The organism is Delftia sp. PX-1 (assembly GCF_055797465.1).
The window spans coordinates 4,369,156-4,394,112 of sequence record NZ_CP184763.1; the positions used below are offsets into that span (position 1 = coordinate 4,369,156).

Below are 24,957 nucleotides of genomic sequence, written 5' to 3' on the forward strand. Positions count from 1 at the left end.
CGAGGATGAAGTCACATGACCACCCAGCTGCAGAATACTGAACCGTTGCTCGCATTCCGCCTTGCCTACCTGCGGGCCATCGCCCGCTCCTGGCAGGATGACGCCTACCGCCGTGACCTGCTGGGGCAGCGCGACATCCAGCCCATGCTGCACCGCGACTTCAACCTGCCGACCCAGTGGCCCCAGGTCGATGTGTCGCTGCGCCTGAGCGACGACCCCACCCAGCGCGCCGAATGGAAGCCCGTGCTCACGGCCGGCTGGATCGGTCCCGACGATGAATTCGTCATCGTCCTGCCCCAGGCGCCCCAGACCCATGCCTCCGAGGCCCTGGCCGCCTACTACCAGCTGTTCCCCAACTTCATGGGCGTGAGCACCTCGTTCGAGGAGCCGAACAACGGCATGCTCAGGGCTGCCCTGCCCACGGGCCTGGGCATCCCCGGCGGCGGCCCCGACTCGCTGCTGGCCTTCGGCGGCGTGGTGCTGCGCGCCATCGCCCTGGCCTGGCAGTCGCCCGAGTTCCACGCGGAGCTGACGCGCGACGACGGCAAGGACAAGGCCCCCGTGCTGAGCCAATGGCTGGGCTACAACAACCCGTTCAACTTCCAGGTCCGCTTCGAGACCGAACAGGCCTTCACCTGGGACGCCGCGCGCGGCGAGTGGAACCTGCAGCGCGCAGACGGCACGGCCATCAAGAACGGCATCGTGCTGAACTACCCGGTGGCACCCGCCGAGCAGGACCTGTGGGCCATCGCCCTCACCTCCTACAACAACACCGGTGACGCCTATCCCTTCACCTGCTGATACGGCCCCGGCGCAGCTGCAAGGGGCCACGGCCACCTTGCTGCTGACGCTGGCGGCACGTGCCCGCGCTGCAGGTGCGGCAGCTCCCCCGGAGCTGCACGACCTGCCGCCCTTTGCCGACCCCGAGGCGTGCCGCATCGCGGCGGCGCTGCCCCAGGCCAGCGAGGCGCACGCCGCCGACCCCGCCTTTGTGCGCAGCGTGGTGCTGCGCACGCAGCTGTTCGACCGGCTCACCACGCAATTCCTGAGCGCGCATCCGTCCGGCCTGTGCATTGCGCTGGGCGCGGGCCTGTGCACGCGGCGCAGCCGCCTGGCGGCCCTGGCCGGCACCGCACGCTGGCTGAACGTGGACCTGCCCGACGCCATTGCGCTGCGCGATCAATACATGGACGGCGACGAAACCCGCCTTGCCTGCTCCATCCTCGACACCTCCTGGCTGGACGCCGCCGCCCTGCCCGGCAACCAGCCCGTTCTGGTGCTGCTCGAAGGCGTCTGCCCCTACCTTCCCCAGGCGCCGCTGGAGGCCATGCTGCAGCAGCTGGCCCAGCGTTTTGCCGCGCCCGGCAGCCCGCCGTGTACCGTGGTGCTCGACCATGTGCACCCGGCCCTTGCACGGCTGCCCATGCAGGTGGGCGGCATGCGGCTGCCCGTCGTCTCCGGCTTTGCGGACGGCGCCCAGATGGAGCGCATCCACCCCGCCATCCGCATCAGCCTGCAGGAGCACCTGTATGCCCGGTTCTCGCAGCAGCACCAGCTGTTCGAGACCGCCTTCCACGCCACCACCGGCCAGCACCCGTATGCCGTCGTCCGCCTTGAACTGGGAGCCCCGTCCCTTGCCTGAGCCTGCGGCCCCGGACCTGTTTGCCGACGCCTTCCGCTGGCACGAGAAATTCCTGCCCCCCGTGCAGCAGGGCGACCGCCTTTTGCTGGCCAGCGAACGCGACACCCTGGCCCTGGGCTCCGCCGCCGTGCTGGCGCTCAACGCCCCGCTGCAGGCCGGCACCAGCCTCATGCAGCACTGCGCCACAGCGCCCGATGCACCGCTTGCGCAGATGCTGCACGCCCTGGGCGCCCTGCTGCGCCAGGGCCTGGTCCAGCCGGTGCTGCACAGCGACTTGAACGGCCACGGTTATCTGCAACCGGATTTCTCGGCCCCGCCCGTGCGCCTGCAGGCATCGGAGCAGATCGACATCGTCCTGCTGACTGCAGCGCTGGACAGCACAGCCGCCTGCCACTGGGCTGCGGCCGTGGCCACGCAGGCACCCGCCCCCGCCCCCCTCACCATCGTTTTCTGCGACGACTACCTGGACCCGCGCCTGGGCGCCATCGACGCCGGCCAGCGTGCCGCAGGCCGGCCCTGGCTGCTGGTCCGGCCCGCGGGCGAGCAGGCCATGGCCGGGCCCTTGTTCACGCCCCATGCCGGCACCGCATCGGCCTGCTGGCATTGCCTGGCGCACCGCTGGCAACGCAACCATCCCGCACGCGCCGCGCAAGGCGGCCCGCCGCACGACAGCGGCCGCTGCCCGCCCGTGCGCGCCGGCGCCGACCTCATCGCCACGCGGCTGCAGGCCCTGCTGCCCATGGTGCAGCGCCTGCTGGCGCACACCGATGCGGCGCAAAACGTGTGGACGCTGGAGCCCCTCCAGGCCCACCCCGTGGCCGCCCGCCCGCAATGCCCGCACTGCGGCACACCGGGGCTGATGGCACTGCGCCAACGCGAACCCATTGCGCCAGTTCCCGGCACGCATGCCGCGCGCGCCGACGGCGGCTGGCGCAGCGTTCCGGCCGAGACCACGGTGCAGCGCCTGTCCCGGCACGTCAGCCCGCTGACCGGCGTGATTGCCCGGGTCACGCCGCTGACGGCCGAGACCGACGAAGCGCTCACCGTCTACCGCAGCGAAATCTTCAGAACGCCCGCGCCTGGCAGCGGCTTCCTGGCAGCCCCCCCGACACAGCTGTGCCTGGGCAAGGGCCTGTCGGCCATGCAGGCCCGCGCCAGCGCCATGTGCGAAGCCGTGGAGCGCTACGCCGCCTTCCACCAGGGCGATGAAGCCGTGGTCGTCGCCCCCGCCGCCGAGCTGGATGCGCCCTGCATTCCTCCCACAGCGCTGGCCCGCTTCAGCGACCGGCAGACCGCCCGCTTTGCCGCCGACAGGCCACCGCATGCCGTGGCCCCCGGCGCCGGCCAGGGCGAACCCCTGTGGTGGGCGCCCGCCTGGTCCCTGACCGCCGATGCGCGCCGCTACCTGCCGCTGGGCTTTTGCCTGGCCCATGCGCCCGCGCAAAGCCAGCACCACGTGGGCTGGACCTCCAACGGCTGCGCCGCAGGCAACACACGGGAAGAGGCCATCCTCCAAGGCTTCATGGAACTGGTGGAACGCGACGCCGCCGCCATCTGGTGGTACGGCCAGATCCGCAGGCCCGCCATCGCGCTGGACGGCATCGCCGCAGCCACGCGCCAGCGCCTGGCGCGCAGCTGCGGCCCGCAATGGTCGTACTGGCTGCTGGACATCACCCATGACTTCGGCATACCGGTCGTGGTCTGCGTGGGCCGCCACGCGGATACCGGCCATTGGGCCGTGGGCTTTGGCTGCAGCCTGGACCGCGCCCTGGCCTGCGAACGCGCCCTCACCGAAATCAGCCAGCTGATCGCGGCGGGCAAGGGCTTTGCCGTGCCGCAGCAGGTGCAGGCCTTTCTGCATCCGCTGGACGGCACCGATGCGCCGCCGCAACAGCCTGCGCAGCAGGCGGACACCGCGCCGCCGGACATTGCCCGGGCCATTGCGCGCTGCGTGGACATCGCACGGGGCCTGGGCCTGGAAACCATCGTCTACGACCACTCGCGCCCCGACATCCCTCTGTACACCGTCAAGGTCGTGGTTCCGGGCCTGTGCCATATCTGGCCGGAACTGGGCAATCCACGGCTGCGCGACGTGCCCGTGGCCCTGGGCTGGCGCAGCCGGCCGCTGCAGGAATCCGAGTTCAATCCGCAGGCGCTGTACGTTTGACAAACTGAAACGCGCAGCGGGCATGTACTCTCTCGGCTTGGCAACAGGCTGCCGGCTCCGGGCCAATGCGCCCCCAGCCTACCCCCTGTTCACACAAGCCCCAAGGAGAATTCGAGGCGATGGCCCTCTTTCGTAACCAACTCGACGGCAGCATCGTCGTGCTGCGGCCCCTGCATACCTTCGGCCGCCACCCCTCGGTCTGCCAGACCGTCATGAAGGCGCCCGACGTCTCCCAGGTCCACGCCCTGTCCCGCTGGAACCGGCAGACCTGGGAAATCGTGGACCAGAGCCGCAACGGCACCATGCTCAACGGCGTGCGCCTGGTCGCCGGCCGCTGGACCGTACTGACCGTGGGCGCCAGGCTCAGCATGGGCGAAGGCGCAGAAGCGGCCTGGACCGTGCAAGACCTGGGACCGCCCGTCACCTGCCTGAGCCCCGGCCCGGGCCTGCCCCAGGACGCCCCCCTGGCCCTGAACCCGCGCGGCACCCTGCTGCCCGACGCCCAGGAGCCCGAAGCCAACGTCTTCTTCGAAGACGGCCGCTGGCTGCTGGAGTCCGGCGACGGCACCGAGCCCCTGGTGGACGGCGCCATGGTCCACACCTCCGCAGGCAGCTGGGAATTCGTGCAATGCGACGACCTGGAATCCACGCGGGAAAGCAGCTTCGACCCGCATGCGCCCAAGCCGCCGGACGTGTCCTTTCGCTTCCACGTCAGCCAGAACGAGGAGCACGCCAGCCTGACCGTCATGAGCGACGGCAAGCCCATCGCGCTGGGTGAACGCATACACCACTACACCCTGGTCACCCTGGCCCGCGTGCGCCAGCAGGACGCCCACAAGGGCCTGGCCCCCGCAAGCCAGGGCTGGATAGAGCTCGACGCGCTCTCGCGCATGCTGGGCGTGGATTCGTCGTACGTGAACATCCAGATCTTCCGAGCCAAGCACCAGATCCTCAGCGCCCTGCCCGAATGCGCGGCCTTGCCGGCCCTGGTGGAGCGACGGCGCGGCAGCCTGCGCTTCGGGGACTTTGCGTTCGAGATCGAGGGCGGGGCGCGCAGCGCCTGAACGGCGAACTGCAACGGAGAACGGCAGGCACACGGCGCATCGCTCGCCGTATGTAATCAGCTGTAATTTTCTTGTTGTGCACACGTCAATAAAGTGGGAACCGGTTCCTGCCGCCTGCGGCAAGGACCTCTCACCCTCCTCCCGGACCGGGTTGCCCGAGTCCACTGGCGCACCTGGAAACCGCAAATGAGCATGGACATGCGACGTGTACTGTTGATCCCCGCCAGCGCGCGGCCCGTTGACCCTGGCCTGGCCAGCCTTTCCATGGACGCACAGGTCTGGGAAAACGGCTATCCCCTGGTCGTCGGCAAGGCCCGCCACGGCCTGCTGCAGGACTTCTGGCGGCACTACTACGGCGAATCCGCCGCCATGTTCGTGGCCTCGGACCAGTTGCTGGAACTGCACAACGACATCATGGCCGCCATCCCCGCCTGCGTGGGCGAGATGCCGGTGCTGCGTTTTCTCAACGACCTCGGAAGAATGTGCCTGCAGGCGCATGGGGACGGCAGCGGGCTGCAGGTCATCGGCGACTGACGAAACGGATGACTCCTGGGGTTGCCGCGCATCCCTGTCGCGGCATTGGGGCGCATGCACAATGGCATGCGCCTTTTTTCGTGCCCGCCCGACCATGAGCAACGCCCCGAATAGCCCCCCTCTTGCCCTGACCGGCAGCTGCCTGTGCGGCGCCATCGCCTATGCACTGCGCTCCACGCCCCAGGCCGTCTCGCACTGCCACTGCCGCATCTGCCAGAAGGCTCACGGTGCCGCATTCGCCACCTACGGCAGCGTGCCGGCAAAGGACCTTGTCTTCACCCGGGGCCAGGAGCAATTGCGCTCCTTTGCCTCATCGCCCGGCATCACGCGCTGCTTTTGCCAGCAATGCGGCTCATCGCTGTCATGGCACAGCCAGCATTACGAAGAAGGCGCATGGATCTCCGTCGCACTGGCCACGCTGGATTCGGAGTTTGTCGTGGGCAGGCAGCGGCATGTGAACCGGGGGGCGGGGATGGCGTGGGTGGATGGTGGGACAAGGTGATCGGGCGGATGGGGTCGGCCAAAAGCGGCCGGATGCCAAGGCCTGCCCGGCCGGTCGGCCGGTGGACGACTTGTCCAGTGGCGGCCCTGGGGCGGCACCTATGATGCAGGGCGCGCCAGACGAGCCTGTGCTGGTGGTCTTCTCGGACAAGCAGAACCAGGGCAATCCGGACCGGCCCTTCCAGTACTTATGAACGACAACCCAAGCCAGGCACTCGCAGAGCAGCTGCAGAGCTCCACAAAAAACGTCGATGTGTTCTTGGCGCTGCAAGCGCTGTCCTGCGCTGCCCCCGCAGTGGCTTTCGAGGCCATCACGACATTCATGAGGTCCGCGCCGGCAAATCAGCTGCCCCTGGCCCGAAATGCACTGCTGGAGCTGGCGGACCGCGCTCCCGCGCTCCTGGTGAGCGCGACGCTGGACGAAGACGCAAAGGTGGCTGACGCGGCCAGGCAGGCCTTGTTGATCCGTCCCTCCAATGAGGGCCTGCCCCTGTACCTGCGCATGGCCAAGTCCAAGAGCGTTGACGAAGCCTGCTCGGGCTGCATGTACCTGGGCCGTATCTCCTCGCCACAGGCCCGGGCGCCTTTGTTCAAGGCCTTGGGCCACCGCAGCGCAGCGGTGCGCGAGTATGCGGCGACATCCATTCACAGCCACGCCGACGAACACTGGATTGCCGACCTGCTGGAGGCCATCCGCACGCTGCGGCGTGAGGAGACCGACAAAAAGAAAGACTTTGGCGAGGTGATCAGCACGCTGTGCAGCGCGGTGGTCCAGAAATCCACACACGCCTGCCTGGACCTGCTGATGGAAGGACTCCACGATACGGACGCCAGAGTCCGCGGGACCTGCATCAGCGCACTGGGGCGCCTGGGCGATACGGCAGCCGTGGTCCCGCTGATCGAGACGTTTGAACACCCGCGCCGCGGGATGCCGCGGGAGCTGAGGACGGCACTGGTCAAGGTGCTTGGCGAGTTGGGCGACGCGCGTGCGATCGCGCCACTGCTGCGTGCCGGAGTGACCGTTGCAGCACCGGCGCTGGGCCCGCTGAAGGCGCAGGAAGCCGTGCCTGAACTGATGGCCGCGCTGGAGCAGGCAAGGACACCGCGCGATGCCGACGAGCTGGCCGAGGTGTTGGCCCAGCTGCAAGGGCCTGGCGAGTCGCAGTGGCCCCGTGCAGGGTTGCGCACGGCGTCGCTGCAGGTACGGCGAGCCGCCGCGCTGCAGCTGGCGCGCACCGCGCCCCAGGAAGCGGCCCAGCATCTGCGCGCCATGCTGCCCCAGCTGTGCGGCGGCGACGCCGTGGGCGTGGCCGAAGCGCTGGCCTTGATGGGCTCAGCAGAGGGTTTCGAAGGCTTCGCGAAGGCATTGGCGGACGACCCCCACCACTGGAATGCCAGCGCCGTGGCGTACGCCTGCCAGAATCTTCGCGGCCCCCAGGTGCAGGCCCTGCTCCTGGGGCTGATACCCGGCATCCGCAACGAATACGTCCACCACGTCTGCAAAGCGCTGGCAGCGCAAGGGGCTGACGTATTGCCTGCGCTGATCGCTGCAGCCCAGGCAGCCGGCGACAGCTTGCGACACCGCTACGTGATGGCGCTTGCCGAGTTCCGCGACCCCCAGGGGGCCGGTTTGCTGGCGCCTCTGATGGTCCGCCGCAACCCGTTGCGGGACGCCGCCATGCTGTCGCTGTCAGCCACGCCCAGCGCCGAGGCCAGCGCGGCGCTGGCTGCGGCATTGCTGCAAGCCGAATCGCCGGCTGATGCCCGGCTGATCACCGAAACGCTGGCGAAGGCAGCCACGCGCGAGGCGATTCCCGACCTGATACGGGCGCTGCAGGCCGACCTCGCCACCGAAGAGATATTGGAAGCCTTGGGCCGTCTGGGCAGACTGGGCGACCGGACGGTTGTGCCTGCACTGATCGATCAACTGAGCAGCCCCAACGCGCGCCGCCGCCAGGCAGCAGCCATGGCGCTGGGGCAGATCGCAGACCCTGCGGCGGGGGCACCGCTTGTCCGCCTGCTGCTGAAAGAGTTTCATCTGGAGGTGGCGCAGGCCGCAATGCAAGCCTGGCTGGCCATGGGCGCGCAAGATGGTGGCGCACTCGATGGGCTGGGCGCGCCGGGCACGCGCGCATTCCTGTTGGCCAGTGCCAGACAGCTGCGCAGGGAACGCTGACACGCACATCCCCGCACGGATTGCGGTGCGCCCGGTCAGGATCTGCCATCGCTGTAGAGCCGGCATTTGGTGCGGCTGCTTGAGGCTGAGAGCTGCCCGGCCCCTTGACGAAGATTCACCGTGCCTTCAGGCAAAATCCAGACGATCGGGAAAGCTTGGCGTCAGGTCTGCCGGGAAGCCGAACTTGAAGAAGGGAACAGTATCAATGGCACTGACGAAGAAGGGCGAGTTCTGGTACGGGACAACGTCCGGCGACACCCAAGCCGAGCTGCGCAGCTACAGCGTTGCGAATCGCCATGAGGCCGTCCGGTTTGCCTCGTCCAAATGCGATTGCGGCTGCCGGACTTTTGCGCTGCAGACGGATGAAGAAGCCGGCGTGGCCATCCGCACCTGCACCGACTGCGGGCAGGAACACCTGATGGGCGACAGCGCGGAACATGTTGAAGAGGCCGCCCCCGAGGCACACGAGTGCGTGTGCGAGAACGAGACGTTCGAACTGATGTCCGGCGTCTCCGTGTACGAAGGCACACACGACGTGCGCTGGTACTACATCGCTTGCCGCTGCGTGGAGTGCAATCTGGTTGGGGTCTTCGCAGACTGGAAGTGTGAAGCGGGTGATGCAGCGGCCTTCCTCGCCAAGGTATGAGCGCGCGGGATCAAGACGCGCTGCTCAAAGATCTGGTCAAGCGGGTTTGCCGGGTGCATGCAGGCGATAGCGCAAAAAGCGAGTCCCCTCGATATCCAGTGCGCCATCTGGCCGAAATCCCAGCTTGAGAATCCCTTTTATTCTGGTTCTTGAAGGTGGCAGCAAAATTGTGATGGAGCTCAGCCCCAAGCCAGTGAATGCACGTTTCACTATCTCTTGATAGATGGCTTTGCCACTTCCCCAGAATTTGGGGTGAAGCACCAAAGCGAGGTCGGCATCACCTTCCTCGTACTGCAAACCGCCCCAGCCGGCAAATTGCTGATCAATTTCAAACGCCCATGGCCCATAGCCGTATTGCTGCCACTGGGCATCCTTTTGCCGAGCCCATTCATTTGCTTTCGCCAGGTCGAAATTCGCACTTCCAAGCGGCATTTGTCGCAGCACATCTGGATTGTTGTTCAGCGAAACAATGTGAGCCGGATCAACTTCAGTGAGTCGCTTAAATTTCAAATTCATGCCTGTATCTGGTTGTCTATCCATCAAATTCAAAGCCTACCAAAACGGTGGTTGCCGACCGTCTATCTGAGCGTCAACCAAGGGGCAGCAGTCCACAGTGCGGGGTTGCTGCCGCTGCAAGCCAAGGCTTCACTTTCTGATCGGCGGTGCGCAACCACTGCTCGACGCTCGGCAACGCACCGCCACCAGACCCGCTGCCAGCAGCGAAAGCAACGCCAGCGCCCAGGGGCCGAGCGCGGGTATGGCCTGCGGGGCCAGCAGCACGGGCAGGCCGGGGTCGGTGATCTGGTTGGGCACGGAATCGCTGTCACCCACGCCGCCATCGGCCAGGGTGAAGGTCACGCTCAGGCCGTCGGGCGCAAACTGCGCGCCGGGCAGCGCATACCAGTGCGGCTGCGCGCAGGCAGCGCCGGTGCAGCCCAGCCCGTCGGGGCTGGGGCCGTATTTGTAATAAACGGCCCCCTGCGGCACTGGTGTGGTGAAGTGCACGGTCACCTGTGCATCTGCATTGCCAGCGACACGCCCCAGCACCAGGCCCAGCGGCGCGTGCACCGCACGCACATGGGACGGCAAGGGCGCGGGCAAGGTGGAGGCAAAGGCGGCGCTGCTGATCTCCCAGCCGTTCGCTCCATCCACCTCCACCGCCCCCAGATTGCCGTTGCCGCCCGCACCCTGCCACGGTGCGCTGCACTGCTGCGCTGCGCCGCCATATTCACCGCTGCACTGCCATTTGTATTGGCCGCCAGCGGATAGCACGGTCCCTGGCGTGCCCGTGGCGCACAGATTCGCGCTGGGCTTGAAGGCCACAGCGCCGTTGGCCGCTGAGCCGCAGGTGGCATCAACCGGGTCGTGGGTGAACGTGGCCGAAACGCTGCGCGGACTGGTCACGTTGGTGAGCTGGCATGCTCCCGTGCCCGCGCAATCGCCCGACCAACTGGTGAAGTGATAGCCCGTACCAGGCGTGGCAGTGCAGCTTGCGTCCTGGCCGTGGGTGACGGGGTTGGGCGTGCAGGTGACTGTGCCGTTGGTGGTCGCGGGGGTGATGCTGATGGGGTATGTGTGCAGCGCGAAGGTGGCACTCACGCTGCGCGGGCTGGTCACGTTGGTGAGCTGGCATGCACCCGCCCCTGCGCAATCGCCCGACCAACTGGTGAAGTGGTAACCCGCATCGGGCATGGCGGTGCAGCTTGCGTCCTGGCCGTGGGTGACGGGGTTGGGCGTGCAGGTGACCGTGCCGTTGGCCGGGGCGGGGACGATGCCGATGGAATAGGTGTTGAGCGCGAAGGTGGCACCCACGCTGCGCGGGCTGGTCACGTTGGTGAGCTGGCATGCACCCGCCCCCGCGCAATCGCCTGACCAACTGGTGAAGTGATAGCCCGTATCGGGCGTAGCGGTGCAGCTTGCGTCCTGGCCGTGGGTCACGGGGTTGGGCGTGCAGGTGACCGTGCCGTTGGTGGTGGCGGGGGCGATGCTGATGGAATAGGTGTTCAGCGCGAAGGTGGCACCCACGCTGCGCGGGCTGGTCACGTTGGTGAGCTGGCATGCCCCCGTGCCCGTGCAATCGCCTGACCAACTGGTGAAGTGATAGCCCGCATTGGGCGTGGCGGTGCAGCTTGCGTCCTGGCCGTGGGTGACGGGGTTGGGCGTGCAGGTGACCGTGCCGTTGACGGCGGCGGGGGTGGCGATGGAGTGGGTGTTGGGCGTGAAGGTGGCCGAGACGGTGCGCGACGCGGTCACGCTGGTGAACTGGCATGCACCCGTGCCCGTGCAATCGCCCGACCAACTGGTGAAGTGGTAGCCTGCATCGGGCGTGGCGGTGCAGCTTGCATCCTGGCCGTGGGTGACGGGGTTGGGCGTGCAGGTGACCGTGCCGTTGGCCGGGGCGGGGACGATGCCGATGGAATAGGTGTTGAGTACAAAAGTGGCACCCACGCTGCGCGGGCTGGTCACGTTGTAGAGAATGCACGCGCTGGCAGTGCCCGCGCAATCGCCCGACCAATGGGTGAAGTGGTAGCCCATCGCGGGCGAGGCGACGCAGATGGTGTCTTGCCCATGGGGCACGGGGTTGGCCGTGCAGTTCACGCTGCCGCCGGTGACGGCAGGGGTGGCGATGGCGTAGGTAATCGGCGCGAAGGTGGCTCCCACGCTGTGCGCGCTGGTCACGTTGGTGAACTGGCATGCACCCGTGCCCGCGCAATCGCCCGTCCAGCCGGTAAACTGAAAGCCCGTTTGCGGCGTGGCAGTGCAGCCAGCGGCCTGGCCGTGGGGCACGGGGTTGGGCGTGCAAGACATGCTCCCGCCCGTGGTGGCAGTGGTAGTGATGGCGTAGGTGATGAGCGTCGTGTTGGCAGAGACGGTGGTAGCCCCGAGAACCACGGGCTGGCAAGCCCCCGTGCCGCTGCAGGCGCCGCCCCAGCCGCTGAAGGGGCGGGCGACAGGGTCGTGCACCGTGGCCGTGCAGCTGGCGCTGGAGCCATGGGTCACGGGGTTCGGGGTGCACTGTGCGCTGGCAATGCCCGCATCCGTGTTGACTGTCACCATGTACTGGCGCGGTGCCAGGCAAGCGGCCGTGGTGCCGCCGCTGATGCCCGAGCAATTCCAGCGGAAGGCATCGGACGCGGCAGACTGGTTGGTGGCCGAACCGGCGCTGCACAAGAGGGTTGGCAAGGTGAGCGAAGGCGCAGTGCTGCCACACGCGCCATTGGTGGGCGGCGGGGCGAAGGTGGCGCTGATGGTGCAATTGCCGGTAATGGTCGCAGTGGTGTAGGTGTTGCCCGCAAGCGATCCGCCGCAGCCGCTGACCTGCACCGTATAGCCCGGTGGCGTGGTGAGCGTGAAGCTGGCCTGCTCCCCCGCCGCTACATCGCGCCCCGCCTCGATGCTGCCGCCGCCCGTGGCCTGGGAGGTAACGAGGTAGGCGCGAGGCACGGAGCATTGCGGCGAAGGGTTGCCGCCGTAGCTGCTCTGGCACACCCAGGAGAAGGAGTAGGTTTCACCCATCACGCCGCTGGTCGTGCCCACGCTGCACAGCAAGGCGTCTGGCGGATAACGGCGAGGCGTGGTGCTGCTGGCACTGCCGCACACGCCATCGAGCTGCACGGAGCCGGCCTCGACCGTCATGCCGATGGAGGTCTGCGGCTCGGCCACCCAGGCCGGGTTGTGGCTCGCGCCTGAATACCAGGTCAGCCCGTCGTTGGTGGCCGTGGTGATCTGGCGGCGGATCATGGTCTGGCCGATGCTGCGCACCACCACCCAGGCAAAGTCGCCCGCCGCCACGATGCGGTCGCCCGTGAACACGCGCAAGCCCGGCGTGGCCGCATCGGCGGTGAAGGGGGCACAGGCCGTCATGTCCACGAACGGCGTGGCGGCGCTGGCGTCGGTTGCGCACACTTGCAGCTCGAACTGGTCGATCTGGGTGAGATTCATCTTCACCTGCGTGATGCGCAGCGACTGGCTGCCAATCGGGATGCGGTTGGCCACCCACAGTTTGGTGTGGTAGCTGGAGTTGTGCTGGATGAGCCACGGGTCATTGGCGGCTGCCAGGTTGTCGAATACCGTGACTGCACCAGCAGACACTGAAGCCGCCACCGTCAGCAGCAGCATGGCAATTCGAAGGGCAAGGGTTTTCATGGCGATGGGGTGGGTGGGTGGAGCGGTGTTCCACCCAGCCGCGATCAGCCATGAAAAATGCTTTCAGCGCTTATGTATCAAGCGCTGAAAGCCATGTTGATGCAAGCATGTGGCACGGGTGGATGCGCACTGCCGGCCATCTTGCGGGCGCGCAGCCCTGGCGGCTTGACTGTGCGTTCGTACCGCGCTTGACTGGACGTTTCGCAAGCCTCACCCCCCCAAAAAAAGGGGCGTTCCCCTCCCCTCCCGCGCTATCATCCGCCCCGGCCCCCTGTCCCGGGGCTGATGCTTCAAAACATCCGTCGTATAGCGGCACAGCCTCTCCGAAAGCGAGGCTTGGTACACCGAATCCATCAGTCAATGCAGATGCAATGGCCTGTGGATTCGATCCGCAATGGAGCACGGAACAATGAACGCCGTTTCTCTCGCCTGCGCGCCGTCTTTTGGCGCAGCCCCTCTCTCATGCCAGCCCTTTGTGCTTGGCCAACTGCGGAGGGACATGGCATGAACCCCGCCCAGCCCTCCCCCACCACGGACAGCCACAGCACCCGGCAGCTGTCCAACGCCCTCACCCAGGTGGACCATCTCGTGCAGCAAGGCTGTGCAGAAATCTCCGCCATCGCCCAGCTCGCCCTGGCATGGCTGGAGACCCCCAAGGGCCATCGCCACCTGGACGTGGTGGCCCGTGCCCTGCAAAGCATCCGCGACAGCGCCGACACGCTGGCCGACTACGCCGGTACCGAGGCCCAGACCATGGGCTGCGGATCTGCCATGGCGCGCACTTCATGGCCCGGCCTGTGTTGATGGTCCGGCCACGGGCTGCGGCGGTCATCCAGGCTCAGGCGCCCTGCGGCAGATAGCTTGGCCGGGCCGCCGTCATGCCGCGCTTGACCTGCTGGGTGAGCTCGTCGGCCAGCACTTCATCGAGCCCGGCCTCCAGTCCGTCCAGCGCGCGGCTGACGATGTCCTCGGGGCTGGACTTCGGTGCGTCAAGCCCGCGTGTGAGGTCGGTATCGACATAGGCCATGTGCAGGCCCAGCACCTGTGTCTTCTGCCCTGCAAGCTCGCTGCGCAGGGCGTTAGTGAGCGACCAGGCGGCCGACTTGCTGGCCGAGTAGGCGGCCAGTTCGCCGCCATTGACCCAAGAGGCCACCGACAGCACATTGAGCAAGGCCCCGCCGCCGTTGGCCTTGAGAACCGGCGCAAAGGCCTGGCTCATGCGCAGCACGGCGAAGAAGTTGGTCTCGAAGATGCGCCTGGCGACCTCTTCGCTGTCGGGCGCCAGAAAGCCGCCGGGCTGCGCGATGCCGGCGTTGTTGATCACCAGCGTGACGTCCGACGCCTGCGCTGCGGCGGCGGCCACGTCCTGCGGGCGGTTCACGTCCAGCTGCAGGGCATGCACGCCGGGCTGGGTGACGGTGGCGGGGTCGCGCGCGCCGGCGTAGACCTTGCGGGCGCCACGGGCAAGCAGCTCGCGTGCGAAGGCCAGGCCGATGCCGCGATTGGCACCGGTGACGAGGACAACAGCGTTTTCAATTTTCATGGAGCACTTCAGGGGTGGGGGGAAACAGATTCAACGGATCTTGATGACGACCTTGCCCTTTGCGTGGCCGGCTTCGGCATAGGCAAGGGCCTCGTTGGTGGATTCGAATGCGAAGACCTTGTCCACGACCGGGCGGATGGCGCCCGCCTCGATGAGGCGGGTGATCTCGCGCAGCTGGCCACCGTCGGCCTTCATGAAGACAAAGGAGTAGTCGATGCCACGGCTTCGCGCCCGGCGCCTGATGCCGGAGCTGAGCAGCCGCATCACCAGCCGCACGAATGCGGGCGCCGTGATGTTTCTGCCAAACGCGGGATCGGGCGGGCCGGAGATGGAGACCAGCTTCGCGCCGCCCTTGAGCACGCGCAGGGATTTGCCAAGCGCCTTGCCGTCCTGGCTGTTGAGCACCACGTCGTAGTCGTGCAGGACGTCCTCGAAGTCCTGCGTGCGGTAGTCGATGACGACATCCGCGCCCAGGCCCCTGACCAGTTCGAAGTTGGCAGCGCTTGTGGTGGTGGCAACGGTGGCGCCCAGGTGCCTGGCCAGCTGGATGGCGAACGTGCCCACGCCCCCGGAGCCGGCCTGGATGAAGACCCTTTGCCCCTTCGTCAGCTTCGCTGTCTCCACCAGTGCCTGCCAGGCCGTCAGGCCCACCAGGGGGATGGAGGCGGCCTCTTCCATCGTGAGCCCCTTGGGTTTTGGCGCCAGCGACGACTCCTTGACCGGCACGAACTCCGCGAACGTGCCGATCCGGAAATCGTCCGTGCGTGCATAGACCTCGTCACCGGGCTTGAACTGCCGCACGCGCGGGCCGGCCTTGACCACCACGCCGGCCACGTCGTGGCCCAGGATCAGGGGCAGGCGATAGGGCAGGATGAGCTTGAATTGCCCATCCTTGATCTTGGAGTCCAGCTGGTTCACGCCTGCGGCATGGACCTGGACCAGGACTTCGTCGTCACGCAGCTGCGGCTCGGGTACGTCTGCCAGCTGCAAGGCGCGGTTCGCTCCATAGCTTTCCAGAACAAATGCCTTCATGGTCTTCCTTTATATGATGATCATCATATGTAACGGCAAAAAAAATCCTGGCACATGCACTGGGCATGCGCCATCACTGGTTGGCTGGCGCCAGGTGCTTGAGTGCTGCCTCGCGCAGGCTGTCGGACAGGGCCGGATCATCCACCGCCCGAGCCAGCAGCAGGCTGCCGACCATGGTGGACAAGGTGACGAGAGCGCGCTCGTGGGCACCGGGCTGTCCCCAGTCCGGTGATTGGCGGGCGATGAGATCGACCATTTCCTTGATGTGGCCCGTGGCCACGCGGCGCACCTCCGGCGCCTGGCGCGAGGTCTCGGAACCCAGGGCCGCCAGGGGGCAGCCCAACTCGGCGCGCTGGACATGTTCCTTGGAAAGATAGGCGGCCAGCATGGCCTGCAGCGCCATGCCGGGCGGCGCCTTGGCCACCACGTCGGCGACGGCGGCACAGGACTCCGCGCAGGCCGTGCCCGCCGCTTCCGCCAGCATGGCATCGCGCGAGGCGAAGTGGGCGTAGAAGGCGCCATGCGTCAGGCCCGCCTCCTTCATGATGTCAGCCACCCCGGTGCCGCCATAGCCGCTGCGGCGGATGGCACGCGCCGCCACGGAGACGATGCGCTCATGCGTGGCCTCCTTGGCGGAAGCCCGGGCGCTGGAATTTGTGTTTCGCATGATGATCATCATACATTGTTTGCGCCATGCACGCGCCGCAGATGGGACATCCGCCCGCAGCCATTGCATGGACAATCCCGGCATGTCTGCTGCTGCTTCACACCACAATCCATCCCGCCCCGTGCTCATTGCCGGCGGCGGCATCGGTGGCATGGCCACTGCCCTCACGCTGCACCAGATCGGCGTGCCCTGCATCGTGTTCGAGTCGGTGGCGCAGCTGCAGCCGCTGGGCGTGGGCATCAACCTGCAGCCGAACGCGGTGCGGGAGCTGCATGACCTGGGTTTCGGCAACGATGTGCTGGACACCATCGGCCTGCAGGCCCGGGAATGGGCGCTGGTCGGGCGCAACGGCAACGAGGTGTATGCCGAGCCGCGCGGGCTGCAGGCCGGCTACCGCTGGCCGCAGTACGCGGTGCACCGCGGGCAGCTGCAGATGATGCTGTTCAACGCCGTCAGGCAGCGCCTGGGCGACGACGCCGTGCAGCTGGGCCGGCGCGTGGTGGGCTACCGGCAGGATGCCGAGGGCGTGACCGCCCTCATCGACACCCGCGATGGCCAGCGGCTGGAGGTGCAGGGCTCGCTGCTGGTGGCGGCCGATGGCCTGCACTCGGCCGTGCGCGCGCAGATGCACCCCACGCAGCCGCCCATACAGTGGGGCGGCGCCATCATGTGGCGCGGCACCACGCCCGGGGTGCCGGTGCGCACCGGCGCGTCCTTCGTGGGCGTGGGCTCGCTGCGCCATCGCGTGGTGCTGTACCCCATCACGCCGCCGGACCCCGTCACGGGCCTGGCCACCATCAACTGGATCGCCGAGATCACGGTGGACAACCAGGGCGGCTGGCGGCAGGGCGACTGGAACCGGCGCGTGGCGCTGGAGGAATTCATCCACCACTTCGACGGCTGGGACTACGGCTGGCTGGACGTGCCGGCCATGCTGCGCGGCGCCACGGATGTCTTCGAGTACCCCATGATCGACCGCGACCCCGTGCCCACCTGGGTGGACGGCCGCGTGGCCTTGCTGGGCGATGCGGCGCATGTGATGTACCCGGTGGGCTCCAACGGCGCCAGCCAGGCCATCGTGGACGCGCGCGTGCTGGGTGCACAGTTCCTTGCCCACGGCGTGGGCCCGCAGGCGCTGCGCGCCTATGAGGACAGGCTGTGCAAGGACCTCTCGGCGCTGGTGCTGCGCAACCGGGGGGCCGGCCCCTTCGGCCTGCTGGGACTGGTGGACGAGCGCTGCGGCGGCGTCTTCGACCATATCGACGAGGTGCTGCCACGCGAGGAGCGCGAGGGCTTCATGGCCCGCTACAAGGCCGCTGCCGGCTTTGCGATCGAGACGCTCAACGCAGCGCCCCCCACCATTGCGCCGGGACAGCGCGTGGCCGGGGCCTGAGCCCTTGTGCGGCGGCAAGGGCCGCGAGTCGCCATAATCGGCCCTTGCCCCTGGCAGCCATCCCCAGATTTACATCACAGACCCAGCAGGAAGACCCCATGCCGATCCAATCCATTCTGAAATCCACCGTGGTGGCACTGGCGATCGTGGGCAGCGGTTCGCTCTTTGCGCAGGGCGCGCCCCTGAACACAGCGGCGTTCGACGCCCTGATTGCGCAAGGCCCCGTCGCCGACGCCGCGACCATCGCATCGAGCACCTGGGCCAGCAAGATCAAGCAGGCCGGCACGCTGCGCCTGGGCAGCACCCAGACCTCCAATCTGTTTTCCCTGCTCAACGAGAAGGACGGCAAGATCCGCGGCTTCGACGCAGGCCTGGCCCAGCTGCTCACGCGCTACATCCTGGGCGATGCCTCCAAGTACCAGTTCGCGCAGGTCACCTCGTCCACGCGCGAGCAGGTGCTGATCAACAACCAGGCGGACATGGTGATTGCCACCTACTCCATCACCCCTGCCCGTGCCGAGAAGATCTCGTTTGCCGGCCCCTACTACACCTCGCAGGCCGGGGTGCTGGTCAAGGCAAGCAACAAGACCGTGCAGTCGTACAGCGATCTGGGCGGCAAGAAGGTCGCCACGCAGGCCGGCTCCACGGGGCCCGCCATCCTGGCGCAGCACGCGCCCAAGGCGGTCGTGCAGGAGTTCCAGACGCACCAGGAAGCGCTGGACTCCCTGCGCCAGGGCCGCGTGGACGCCTATGTGACCGACTACACCCTGCTGCTCAACACCCTGAGCCTGGGCACCGGCGACGCGCGGCTGGCGGGCGCGCCCTTCGGCACGCAGGATTCCTATGGCATCGGCCTGCCCAAGGGCTCGGACGGCGTGGCCTTCATCAATGCCTTCCTGAAGAAAATCGAAGCCGACGGCACCTGGGCCAAGCTGTGGACCATCTCCATCGGCCAGCGCACCGGCAGCACGGCCGTTCCCACGCCGCCCGCCCTGCCCTGAGCGATGGGTGACGTCTCCAGACTCCTCGCCGACCACGGGCCTGCCTTCTGGCAGGCCCTCTTGCTGACCTGGAAGCTCACCGCGTTCTCGTTCCTGCCCGGCTTCCTGCTGGGCGTGGTCGTCACGGTGCTCAGGTTGCTTCCGCTGCCGCCGCTGCGCTTCGTGCTGACCGCCTACGTCGAGATCTTCCGCAACATCCCCAGCGTGGCGCTGCTGATCTTCATCGTGTTCGCGCTGCCCGATCTCAACGTCGTGATCGACTATGAGCCCAGCGTGGTCCTGGCCCTGGCGCTGGTGTGTTCCGCGTTCACGGCGGACTATCTGCGCGCGGGCATCAACACCATCGCCGGCAGCCAGATCGAGGCGGCACTGAGCCTGGGCATGCGGCCCCTGCAAATCATCACCTCGGTGGTCTTGCCGCAGGCGCTGCGCTCGGTGGTGCAGCCGATGACGTCGCTGCTCATTGCGCTGATGCTGTCCACCTCGCTGGCATCCCAGGTGCCGCTGGCGGGCCGGGAACTCACCTCGCTCGTGTCCAAGATCGCCAACGACTCCGCTGCCGGCATGGCCGCCTTCGCCGTGGCCGCCGCGATGTACGTGGCCACCGGATTGCTGATCGCCTGGGCGGGCGCCATCCTGGAAAAGAAGCTGCGGATACTGCGATGAGCCGTTCTCTGGAAGACATTCTGTTTGGCGCACCCAGCCCGCAGGCCCGGCGGGTCACGCAGGTGGCCAGCCTGATCGCGGCGGCCCTGCTGCTGGCGCTGGCCGCGGGCATCGCGCTGCGCTTTCATTCGGCAGGCCAGCTCGAGGCCCGGTTCTGGGAATTCTTCGCCTGGCCCACCACCTGGGCCTTTCTGGCCAAGGGCCTGCTCGGCACGCTGGCATCGTCGGCCATGGCCGCCGTGATTGCGCTGGCCCTGGGGCTGGTGCTGCTGGCGGGGCGCCTGGCGCGGCCCCGCATCGTGCGCTGGCCCAGCGTCGCCGTCATCGAATTCCTGCGCGGCACGCCCACGCTGCTGCTGATCTATGTGTGCTTTCTGGTGCTGCCCGCCGCCGGCATCAAGCTGAGCACCTACTGGATGCTGACCCTGCCCATAGGCCTGAGCACCGCCGCCGTGGTGGCCGAGGTCTACCGCGCGGGCGTGCTTGCCGTGCCACGCGGCCAGACCGATGCCGCGCGAAGCCTGGGACTGACCGAGGTACAGGTCTTCCGGTTCGTCGTCTTCCCCCAGGCGGTGCGCTTCATCGTGCCGGCGCTGGTCGCGCAACTGGTCATCGTGGTCAAGGACACCACCTTCGGCTACATCGTCACCTACGGCGAGCTCATGCAGAACGCCAAGGTGCTCATTGCCAACTACCACGCGCTGGTGCCCGTGTACCTGGTGGTGGCGGTGCTCTACTGCCTTGTGAACTACGCGATATCCAGGGCGAGCAGGCGGCTGAACCGGCCCGTGCACTGAGGCCCGCCAGTGCCTGCCCTCAGGGAAGGCTCAGATCCATGCCGAGTATCCTGGCAAGGCCGAAGGTGAAGGCCAGCACGCACAGCAGCAGCAGCGTGAAGACGGCAGCGATCTTGCCGCCCGCAATGAGCAGCTCGCGCCTGTCCGCCCCCTTCTTCTTGCCTTGGTCGTAATGCCACTTGATGGCGAAGAACATGGCCGTGCCGAACACGAGTGCCTTGAACGTGACGAAGACTACGGGGATCCAATCGATCATTTTGAGAACTTCCAGCCAATGACTTGGCACTGTCCACGGTGGGGAGCCCCCTCCCGGACATGAGAGGCAGAGCGTCAGCGACGGCCATGCAAGCACGGTGCTGCCACACCTTGTGGCGCATACTACCCAAAAGCAATTTCCATACATGGACCCAAACATCGCTGCTGAAAACCATGCAAGATGACTCTTTGCCAAGCTGGCTGCCGCGCCTGGCCGTGCAGCGCGGCCCCCGTTTTCTGCAGATTGCGGATGCCTTGCAGGCAGCGGTGGCGGACGGATCGCTGAAACCGGGTGACCGCCTGCCTCCGCAGCGCCTGCTGGCAGCGCAGCTGGATGTGGACCTGACGACCATCACCCGCGCCTACGACGAGGCCCGGCGGCGCCACCTGCTGGAGGGACGCGGCGCGCGAGGCACCTATGTCGCGGCGCCGAAGGTCGAATGGAGCTCGGTGCTCGACCTGAGCATGAACACCCCGCCGCCGCCCGAGGGCGTGGACTTCGACGACATGCTCAAACAGGGCTTGTCGCAGGTATTGATGAGGGCCGATGCCCAGCTGCTGATGACCTACCACCTGGGCGGGGGCAGCGATTCCGACCGCAAGGCCGCAGCCCAATGGCTGGAGCCGATGTTTGGAAGTCTGGATGACCGGCAGATCGTTGTCTGCCCCGGGGCGCAGGCGGCGATCGCCGCCCTGATTCTTGCGCTGACCGCGCCGGGCGACGTGATCCTGGCGGAGCCCGCCAGCTATCCCGGCCTGCGTGCCGCAGCGGCCCAGTTCGGCCGGCGCATCCTGGCGGTGCAGGCGGACAGGCAGGGGATGGTGCCGGAGATGCTGGAGCAGGCCTGCCGCGAGCACAGGCCGGCGCTGGTCTATCTCAATCCGACATTGCAGAACCCCACCGCAATCACCATGTCGGAAGACCGGCGCAAGCAGCTGGCCAGCGTGGCCAGGCGCTGCCAGGTGCGCATCGTCGAGGACGACCCCTACTGGCTGCTGGCCGACGCCCCGCCGCCGCCCATTGCCGCATTCGCCCCGCAGCAGGTGTACTACATCTCGACCCTGTCCAAATGCCTGACGCCCGGCCTGCGCGTGGCCTTCGTGCTCATGCGCGACCCGCATGAACGCCAGCGCTTCCTGGTGGCGCTCAGGTCCTTTGCGCTGATGGCCACCCCCGTGACGGCCGCGCTGGCCACGCAGTGGATCCTCGATGGTTCGGCCAGGCAATTGATGGACGGCGTGCGCAAGGAGGCGCGCCTGCGCCACCGGATGGCCAGGGACATCCTGGCGGGGCGGTACAGCGGCGCCGGAGACGGCCTGCATGTATGGCTGGAGCTGCCGGGGTACTGGACTAGCGCCCAGCTGGCACGTGCCGCCGACAGCGAGGGCATCGCCGTCACGCCCGCGCAGGCATTCGCCACCGGCAGCGAATCCGTGAATGCCATCCGCATCTCCCTGGGCAGCATCAAGGACCGTGGACGCCTGCACGCCGGTCTTCAACGGCTGTCCCATCTGCTTGCACGGCTGCCGGAGTCGTTCAGCGCTGCCGTGGTGTAGCCGCGCCGGTCGCGGGAGCGCGGCTTGCGGCCGCAGCCGCAATCGCAGCCGCAATCGCAATCGCGAGCGCAGCCACGACCAGCACTGCCGCGACTGCGAACGTGATCCGCATCGCGTGGGCAATGGCCCCGGGATGCGCCGCGGCGATGTCGGCCGTCCCTGACGCGAACGCGAACACCATCCCCATCACGGATGCCCCGGTGACGAGCCCGAGGTTGCGCGACAGCCCGAGCATGCCCGACATCACGCCACGCTGGTCCGCAGCGACATCGGCCATGACGGCCGTGTTGTTGGCGGCCTGGAACAGCTGGTAGCCAGGGGTCAGGACGGCGATGGCGGCAACGTAGCCCGCAACACCGAACATCGCCGCAAGCACGGACAGGGCGAATGCGCCCGCCGCCATGGCGATGAGTCCGGCGATGACCATGGGGGCAGCGCCCAGGCGATCGACGACACGGCCGGCCGGGACACCGCTCAGGATGGCGATGAATGGGCCCACCGACATCACGAGCCCTACCGTGGTTTCGTCAAGCCCGAGCCCGCGAGACAGATAGAACGGCCCGACCACCAGCGTCGCCATCATCACCGTCGAGACGAGCGCATTCATGGCCAGGCTCGCGCTGAAGCCCGGATCGCGGAACCGCTCCAATCGGATCAATGGCGATGCGGCTGCCGCCTGGGCCCTCGCGAAGAGCACGACGCCGAAGGCCGCGGCCGACAGCAAAGCCCCGTTGAGCGAACCGAAGCTTGCGCGCCCCAGCGTCATGGCGAGTGCATAGGCCACAAGCGTCAGAGCGAGCAGCAAGGTGCCCAGGTGGTCGAAGCGCGCCCGATCCGCCTGCGCCCCTTGGCGATGCACGGGCAGGTATCGATGCGCGAGAAGGAATGTCAGGACGCCCAGCGGCAGGTTGATGAGGAAGATGGCCCGCCAGCCGGGTCCGGCGATCAGATATCCGCCGAGTGCTGGACCGAGGGTGGTGCCCATCGCGGACATCGTTCCGAGCAGGCCCATCGCGCTACCGGTCCTCGCCTTCGGAACCGTCTCGGCGACCAGCGCCATGGAGAGGGCCATCATGATGGCCGCGCCCAGGCCCTGCACCGCCCGGGCGGCAATCAGCAGCCAGAGATTGGGAGCCAGGCCGCAAAGGACCGAGGCCAGCGTGAACAGGACGATGCCGGCCAGCAGCAGCCGTCGGCGGCCCAGGACATCGCCAAGCCGGCCGGCGCTGACGGTCAGGGCGGTGATGGCCAGCAGATAGGCCAGGACGATCCACTGGACCTGCTGGAAGGACGCGTTGAACGCCTGCGCGAAGGTGGGCAATCCCACGTTGGCGATGCTGGTGCCCAGCGAGGACAGCAGCATGGACAGCGAAAGGCTGGCCAGCACCCACCGGACCGGCGGCCCCTGTTGCGCACTGCCGGCCCCTGCCCCACCTGTTCCGGCACCGATCGGTTTCGACGTGGACTTCATCTTTGGCGACTCCCATATTCAAGTTCTCAGGAGCCTAGTGCCGCGCCTGGCATGGCGGAAGGCGCACTGCTCTCACTTTATTCATGCGTTTGACGCCATGTCGCTACCCGCTGTGCTACGGTCAATCCATGCCGAAGCCCGATCTCAACCTGCTTGTCACCCTGGATGTGCTCCTTGCGGAGGGAAACGTTGCGCGCGCGGCCCAGCGGTTGCGGCTGAGCCCGTCGGCAATGAGCCGGGCGCTGGCGCGGCTGCGTGAGACCACCGGCGATCCGCTGCTGGTCAGGGCCGGGCGGGGTCTCGTTCCCACACCGCGAGCGCTTGAGCTGCGCGAGCGGGTCAGCCAGCTGGTGCAGGACACGGAAGCTGTTCTGCGCCCTGCCGGGCAGCCCGACCTCGGACAACTGGTGCGCACGTTCACGCTGCGCACCAGCGAAGGCTTCGTGGAGAATTTCGGACCGGACCTCATTGCCCGCGTGGGCCAGCAAGCGCCCGGCGTACGGCTTTGCTTCGTGCAAAAGACCAACAAGGACAGCGGCCCGCTTCGCGACGGGACGGTCGACCTGGAGACCGGCGTTGTCGCAAGCACGATAGGTCCGGAGGTGCGCGCGCAGGCGCTGTTCCGAGACCGTTTCATCGGCGTCGTGCGCCAGGGCCATCCGCTGAGCCAGGGCGAGATCACACCCGCGCGCTATGCGAGCGGCAGGCATATCCTGGTGTCCCGGCGGGGGCAGGAAAAGGGGCCCATTGATGAAGCCTTGAATGCGCTCGGCCTGCAGCGGCAGATCGTTGCGACCGTCGGCGGCTTTTCCAGCGCGCTGGCCCTGGCCCGCGCCAGCGACCTGATCGCCAGCGTTCCCGAACGGCACACCGGCAACCTGCGCGCGCAAATGCACAGCTTCCCCCTTCCGGTCTCCATGCCGCAGATCACGGTTTCATTGCTCTGGCATCCCAGGCTGCATGCCGATGCTGCGCACCGCTGGCTGCGCGGGTGCGTACGGGAGATTTGCGCAAAGGCTGATTCGCCATGAGCGCCCGCAGCCAGCGGGCTGCCATCGCCGCTCCCATGCACCCATGCAGATACCCATGCAGATGGGCCAGCCCATCAGCAGACCAAGGCTGACCAGCGCCAGATGCAGCAGGCGCTGGAGGCCGGGATGGTTACATATGCAACAACGGGTTGCACACCTACGTGGACCGTCCCGCGCAGGCCATACCATCGCCGGCCTACAACACAGAAAGGCGCGAGGTTATGCAGGAGAGTTCTCTGGAGTGCTTCCTCTATCACAGTCAGTTGGCACCAGGGGCCGACACCACCTGCATCGCGGGCATCATCAAGACCGCACGCTCGTTCAACGGGTCGGCCGGGATCACGGGCATGCTGGTTTTCGACGGGGAACGTTTCTTTCAGTATGTCGAAGGGCCGGCACGGCAATTGGGTTTGCTGGTGGAGTCCATCTCGCGCGACGAAAGACATATCAACTTCACGCCGATGTTCCCGCAAACGCGCATTGATCAAAGGCGTTTCGCCAAGTGGTCCATGGCCTATGTGATTGTGGAAGATACAGAACATCTGGGCACGATTTCCAAGCTTGAAGGCCCTGGTGCGCTCGCCAAATTGCAGGAGCTGTTGCCGCTGCTGGATGTTCAGTAATTCCTTGGGCCAAAGCGGAGCGGGATTTTCATGATGTGGGTTCAC

23 protein-coding genes are annotated in these 24,957 nt (G+C 67.2%); 16 read left to right on the plus strand and 7 right to left on the minus strand.

Annotated features, from left to right (window positions below):
- Positions 1 to 15 precede the first annotated feature (15 nt).
- The 8 genes from ACN20X_RS20025 to ACN20X_RS20060 all read left to right on the plus strand — a co-directional run bounded on the left by ACN20X_RS20025 (position 16) and on the right by ACN20X_RS20060 (position 8,730).
- Positions 16 to 801, plus strand: a complete 786-nt coding sequence (locus ACN20X_RS20025; RefSeq protein ID WP_016446373.1) for a BMA_0021/BMA_0022 family TOMM bacteriocin — start codon at positions 16 to 18, stop codon at positions 799 to 801.
- Entirely contained in the window at positions 776 to 1,642 is an 867-nt protein-coding gene (locus ACN20X_RS20030) for a class I SAM-dependent methyltransferase (protein ID WP_223275345.1), read from the plus strand. Before ACN20X_RS20025 ends, ACN20X_RS20030 begins: the two co-directional genes overlap by 26 nt.
- Positions 1,599 to 3,809 (plus strand): TOMM precursor leader peptide-binding protein, encoded by a 2,211-nt coding sequence (locus tag ACN20X_RS20035; protein ID WP_473209796.1) that lies wholly within the window; start codon positions 1,599 to 1,601, stop codon positions 3,807 to 3,809. Before ACN20X_RS20030 ends, ACN20X_RS20035 begins: the two co-directional genes overlap by 44 nt.
- Positions 3,810 to 3,928: 119 nt before the next feature.
- A complete protein-coding gene (locus ACN20X_RS20040; RefSeq protein WP_473209797.1) occupies positions 3,929 to 4,873 on the plus strand; it encodes an FHA domain-containing protein in 945 nt (314 codons plus the stop codon).
- Between the two features lie 198 nt (positions 4,874 to 5,071).
- The gene (locus ACN20X_RS20045) at positions 5,072 to 5,407 is read left to right on the plus strand and encodes a hypothetical protein (protein WP_223275358.1); all 336 of its coding nucleotides are present in this window, start codon (positions 5,072 to 5,074) and stop codon (positions 5,405 to 5,407) included.
- 94 nt (positions 5,408 to 5,501) lie between these two features.
- The gene (locus ACN20X_RS20050; RefSeq protein ID WP_473209798.1) at positions 5,502 to 5,909 is read left to right on the plus strand and encodes a GFA family protein; all 408 of its coding nucleotides are present in this window, start codon (positions 5,502 to 5,504) and stop codon (positions 5,907 to 5,909) included.
- Between the two features lie 189 nt (positions 5,910 to 6,098).
- Positions 6,099 to 8,084, plus strand: a complete 1,986-nt coding sequence (locus ACN20X_RS20055) for a HEAT repeat domain-containing protein (RefSeq protein WP_473209799.1) — start codon at positions 6,099 to 6,101, stop codon at positions 8,082 to 8,084.
- A 205-nt stretch (positions 8,085 to 8,289) separates the two neighbouring features.
- A complete protein-coding gene (locus ACN20X_RS20060) occupies positions 8,290 to 8,730 on the plus strand; it encodes a hypothetical protein (RefSeq protein ID WP_034366122.1) in 441 nt (146 codons plus the stop codon).
- Between the two features lie 36 nt (positions 8,731 to 8,766).
- Here the strand turns inward: ACN20X_RS20060 and ACN20X_RS20065 are convergent, their stop codons facing one another.
- Positions 8,767 to 9,246: a GNAT family N-acetyltransferase gene (locus tag ACN20X_RS20065; protein WP_074931903.1), complete on the minus strand. Its 480-nt coding sequence runs from the start codon at positions 9,244 to 9,246 to the stop codon at positions 8,767 to 8,769.
- Positions 9,247 to 9,375: 129 nt separating this feature from the next.
- Entirely contained in the window at positions 9,376 to 12,876 is a 3,501-nt protein-coding gene (locus tag ACN20X_RS20070; protein ID WP_473209800.1) for an IPTL-CTERM sorting domain-containing protein, read from the minus strand.
- A gap of 504 nt (positions 12,877 to 13,380) precedes the next feature.
- Here ACN20X_RS20070 and ACN20X_RS20075 point away from each other — a divergent pair.
- A complete protein-coding gene (locus ACN20X_RS20075) occupies positions 13,381 to 13,680 on the plus strand; it encodes a hypothetical protein (RefSeq protein ID WP_016446382.1) in 300 nt (99 codons plus the stop codon).
- A gap of 34 nt (positions 13,681 to 13,714) precedes the next feature.
- On the opposite strand, the gene ACN20X_RS20080 is transcribed toward ACN20X_RS20075, so the two are convergent.
- The 3 genes from ACN20X_RS20080 to ACN20X_RS20090 all read right to left on the minus strand — a co-directional run bounded on the left by ACN20X_RS20080 (position 13,715) and on the right by ACN20X_RS20090 (position 16,130).
- A complete protein-coding gene (locus ACN20X_RS20080) occupies positions 13,715 to 14,419 on the minus strand; it encodes an SDR family oxidoreductase (protein ID WP_016446383.1) in 705 nt (234 codons plus the stop codon).
- 30 nt (positions 14,420 to 14,449) lie between these two features.
- A complete protein-coding gene (locus ACN20X_RS20085) occupies positions 14,450 to 15,451 on the minus strand; it encodes an NADP-dependent oxidoreductase (protein WP_473209801.1) in 1,002 nt (333 codons plus the stop codon).
- A 73-nt stretch (positions 15,452 to 15,524) separates the two neighbouring features.
- On the minus strand, positions 15,525 to 16,130 hold the full coding sequence (locus ACN20X_RS20090; protein WP_473209802.1) for a TetR/AcrR family transcriptional regulator: 606 nt from the start codon (positions 16,128 to 16,130) through the stop codon (positions 15,525 to 15,527).
- A gap of 70 nt (positions 16,131 to 16,200) precedes the next feature.
- Between ACN20X_RS20090 and ACN20X_RS20095 the strand changes: the two genes are divergently transcribed.
- From ACN20X_RS20095 to ACN20X_RS20110, 4 genes are all read left to right on the plus strand, one after another.
- Positions 16,201 to 17,511 carry a flavin-dependent oxidoreductase gene (locus tag ACN20X_RS20095; protein ID WP_473209803.1) on the plus strand — a complete coding sequence of 437 codons (1,311 nt, stop codon included), beginning with the start codon at positions 16,201 to 16,203 and terminating at the stop codon, positions 17,509 to 17,511.
- Between the two features lie 98 nt (positions 17,512 to 17,609).
- Positions 17,610 to 18,512 carry a glutamate ABC transporter substrate-binding protein gene (locus tag ACN20X_RS20100; RefSeq protein ID WP_016446387.1) on the plus strand — a complete coding sequence of 301 codons (903 nt, stop codon included), beginning with the start codon at positions 17,610 to 17,612 and terminating at the stop codon, positions 18,510 to 18,512.
- 3 nt (positions 18,513 to 18,515) lie between these two features.
- Positions 18,516 to 19,178, plus strand: a complete 663-nt coding sequence (locus ACN20X_RS20105; protein ID WP_473209804.1) for an amino acid ABC transporter permease — start codon at positions 18,516 to 18,518, stop codon at positions 19,176 to 19,178.
- A complete protein-coding gene (locus ACN20X_RS20110; RefSeq protein WP_133074060.1) occupies positions 19,175 to 19,975 on the plus strand; it encodes an amino acid ABC transporter permease in 801 nt (266 codons plus the stop codon). Before ACN20X_RS20105 ends, ACN20X_RS20110 begins: the two co-directional genes overlap by 4 nt.
- Before the next feature lie 19 nt (positions 19,976 to 19,994).
- Here the strand turns inward: ACN20X_RS20110 and ACN20X_RS20115 are convergent, their stop codons facing one another.
- Entirely contained in the window at positions 19,995 to 20,231 is a 237-nt protein-coding gene (locus ACN20X_RS20115; RefSeq protein ID WP_473209805.1) for a hypothetical protein, read from the minus strand.
- Between the two features lie 173 nt (positions 20,232 to 20,404).
- On the opposite strand from ACN20X_RS20115, the gene ACN20X_RS20120 reads away from it, so the two are divergent.
- Positions 20,405 to 21,787 carry an aminotransferase-like domain-containing protein gene (locus ACN20X_RS20120; RefSeq protein ID WP_464186228.1) on the plus strand — a complete coding sequence of 461 codons (1,383 nt, stop codon included), beginning with the start codon at positions 20,405 to 20,407 and terminating at the stop codon, positions 21,785 to 21,787.
- Here the strand turns inward: ACN20X_RS20120 and ACN20X_RS20125 are convergent.
- Positions 21,768 to 23,258 (minus strand): MFS transporter, encoded by a 1,491-nt coding sequence (locus tag ACN20X_RS20125; RefSeq protein WP_473209806.1) that lies wholly within the window; start codon positions 23,256 to 23,258, stop codon positions 21,768 to 21,770. The genes ACN20X_RS20120 and ACN20X_RS20125 overlap by 20 nt on opposite strands.
- A gap of 128 nt (positions 23,259 to 23,386) precedes the next feature.
- Here ACN20X_RS20125 and ACN20X_RS20130 point away from each other — a divergent pair, with 128 nt between their 5' ends.
- Both ACN20X_RS20130 and ACN20X_RS20135 read left to right on the plus strand, forming a co-directional pair.
- Positions 23,387 to 24,289, plus strand: coding sequence for a LysR family transcriptional regulator (locus ACN20X_RS20130; RefSeq protein ID WP_126312957.1), 903 nt, complete (start codon positions 23,387 to 23,389; stop codon positions 24,287 to 24,289).
- Between the two features lie 149 nt (positions 24,290 to 24,438).
- A complete protein-coding gene (locus ACN20X_RS20135; protein WP_223275322.1) occupies positions 24,439 to 24,912 on the plus strand; it encodes a BLUF domain-containing protein in 474 nt (157 codons plus the stop codon).
- The last annotated feature ends 45 nt before the right edge of the window (positions 24,913 to 24,957 follow it).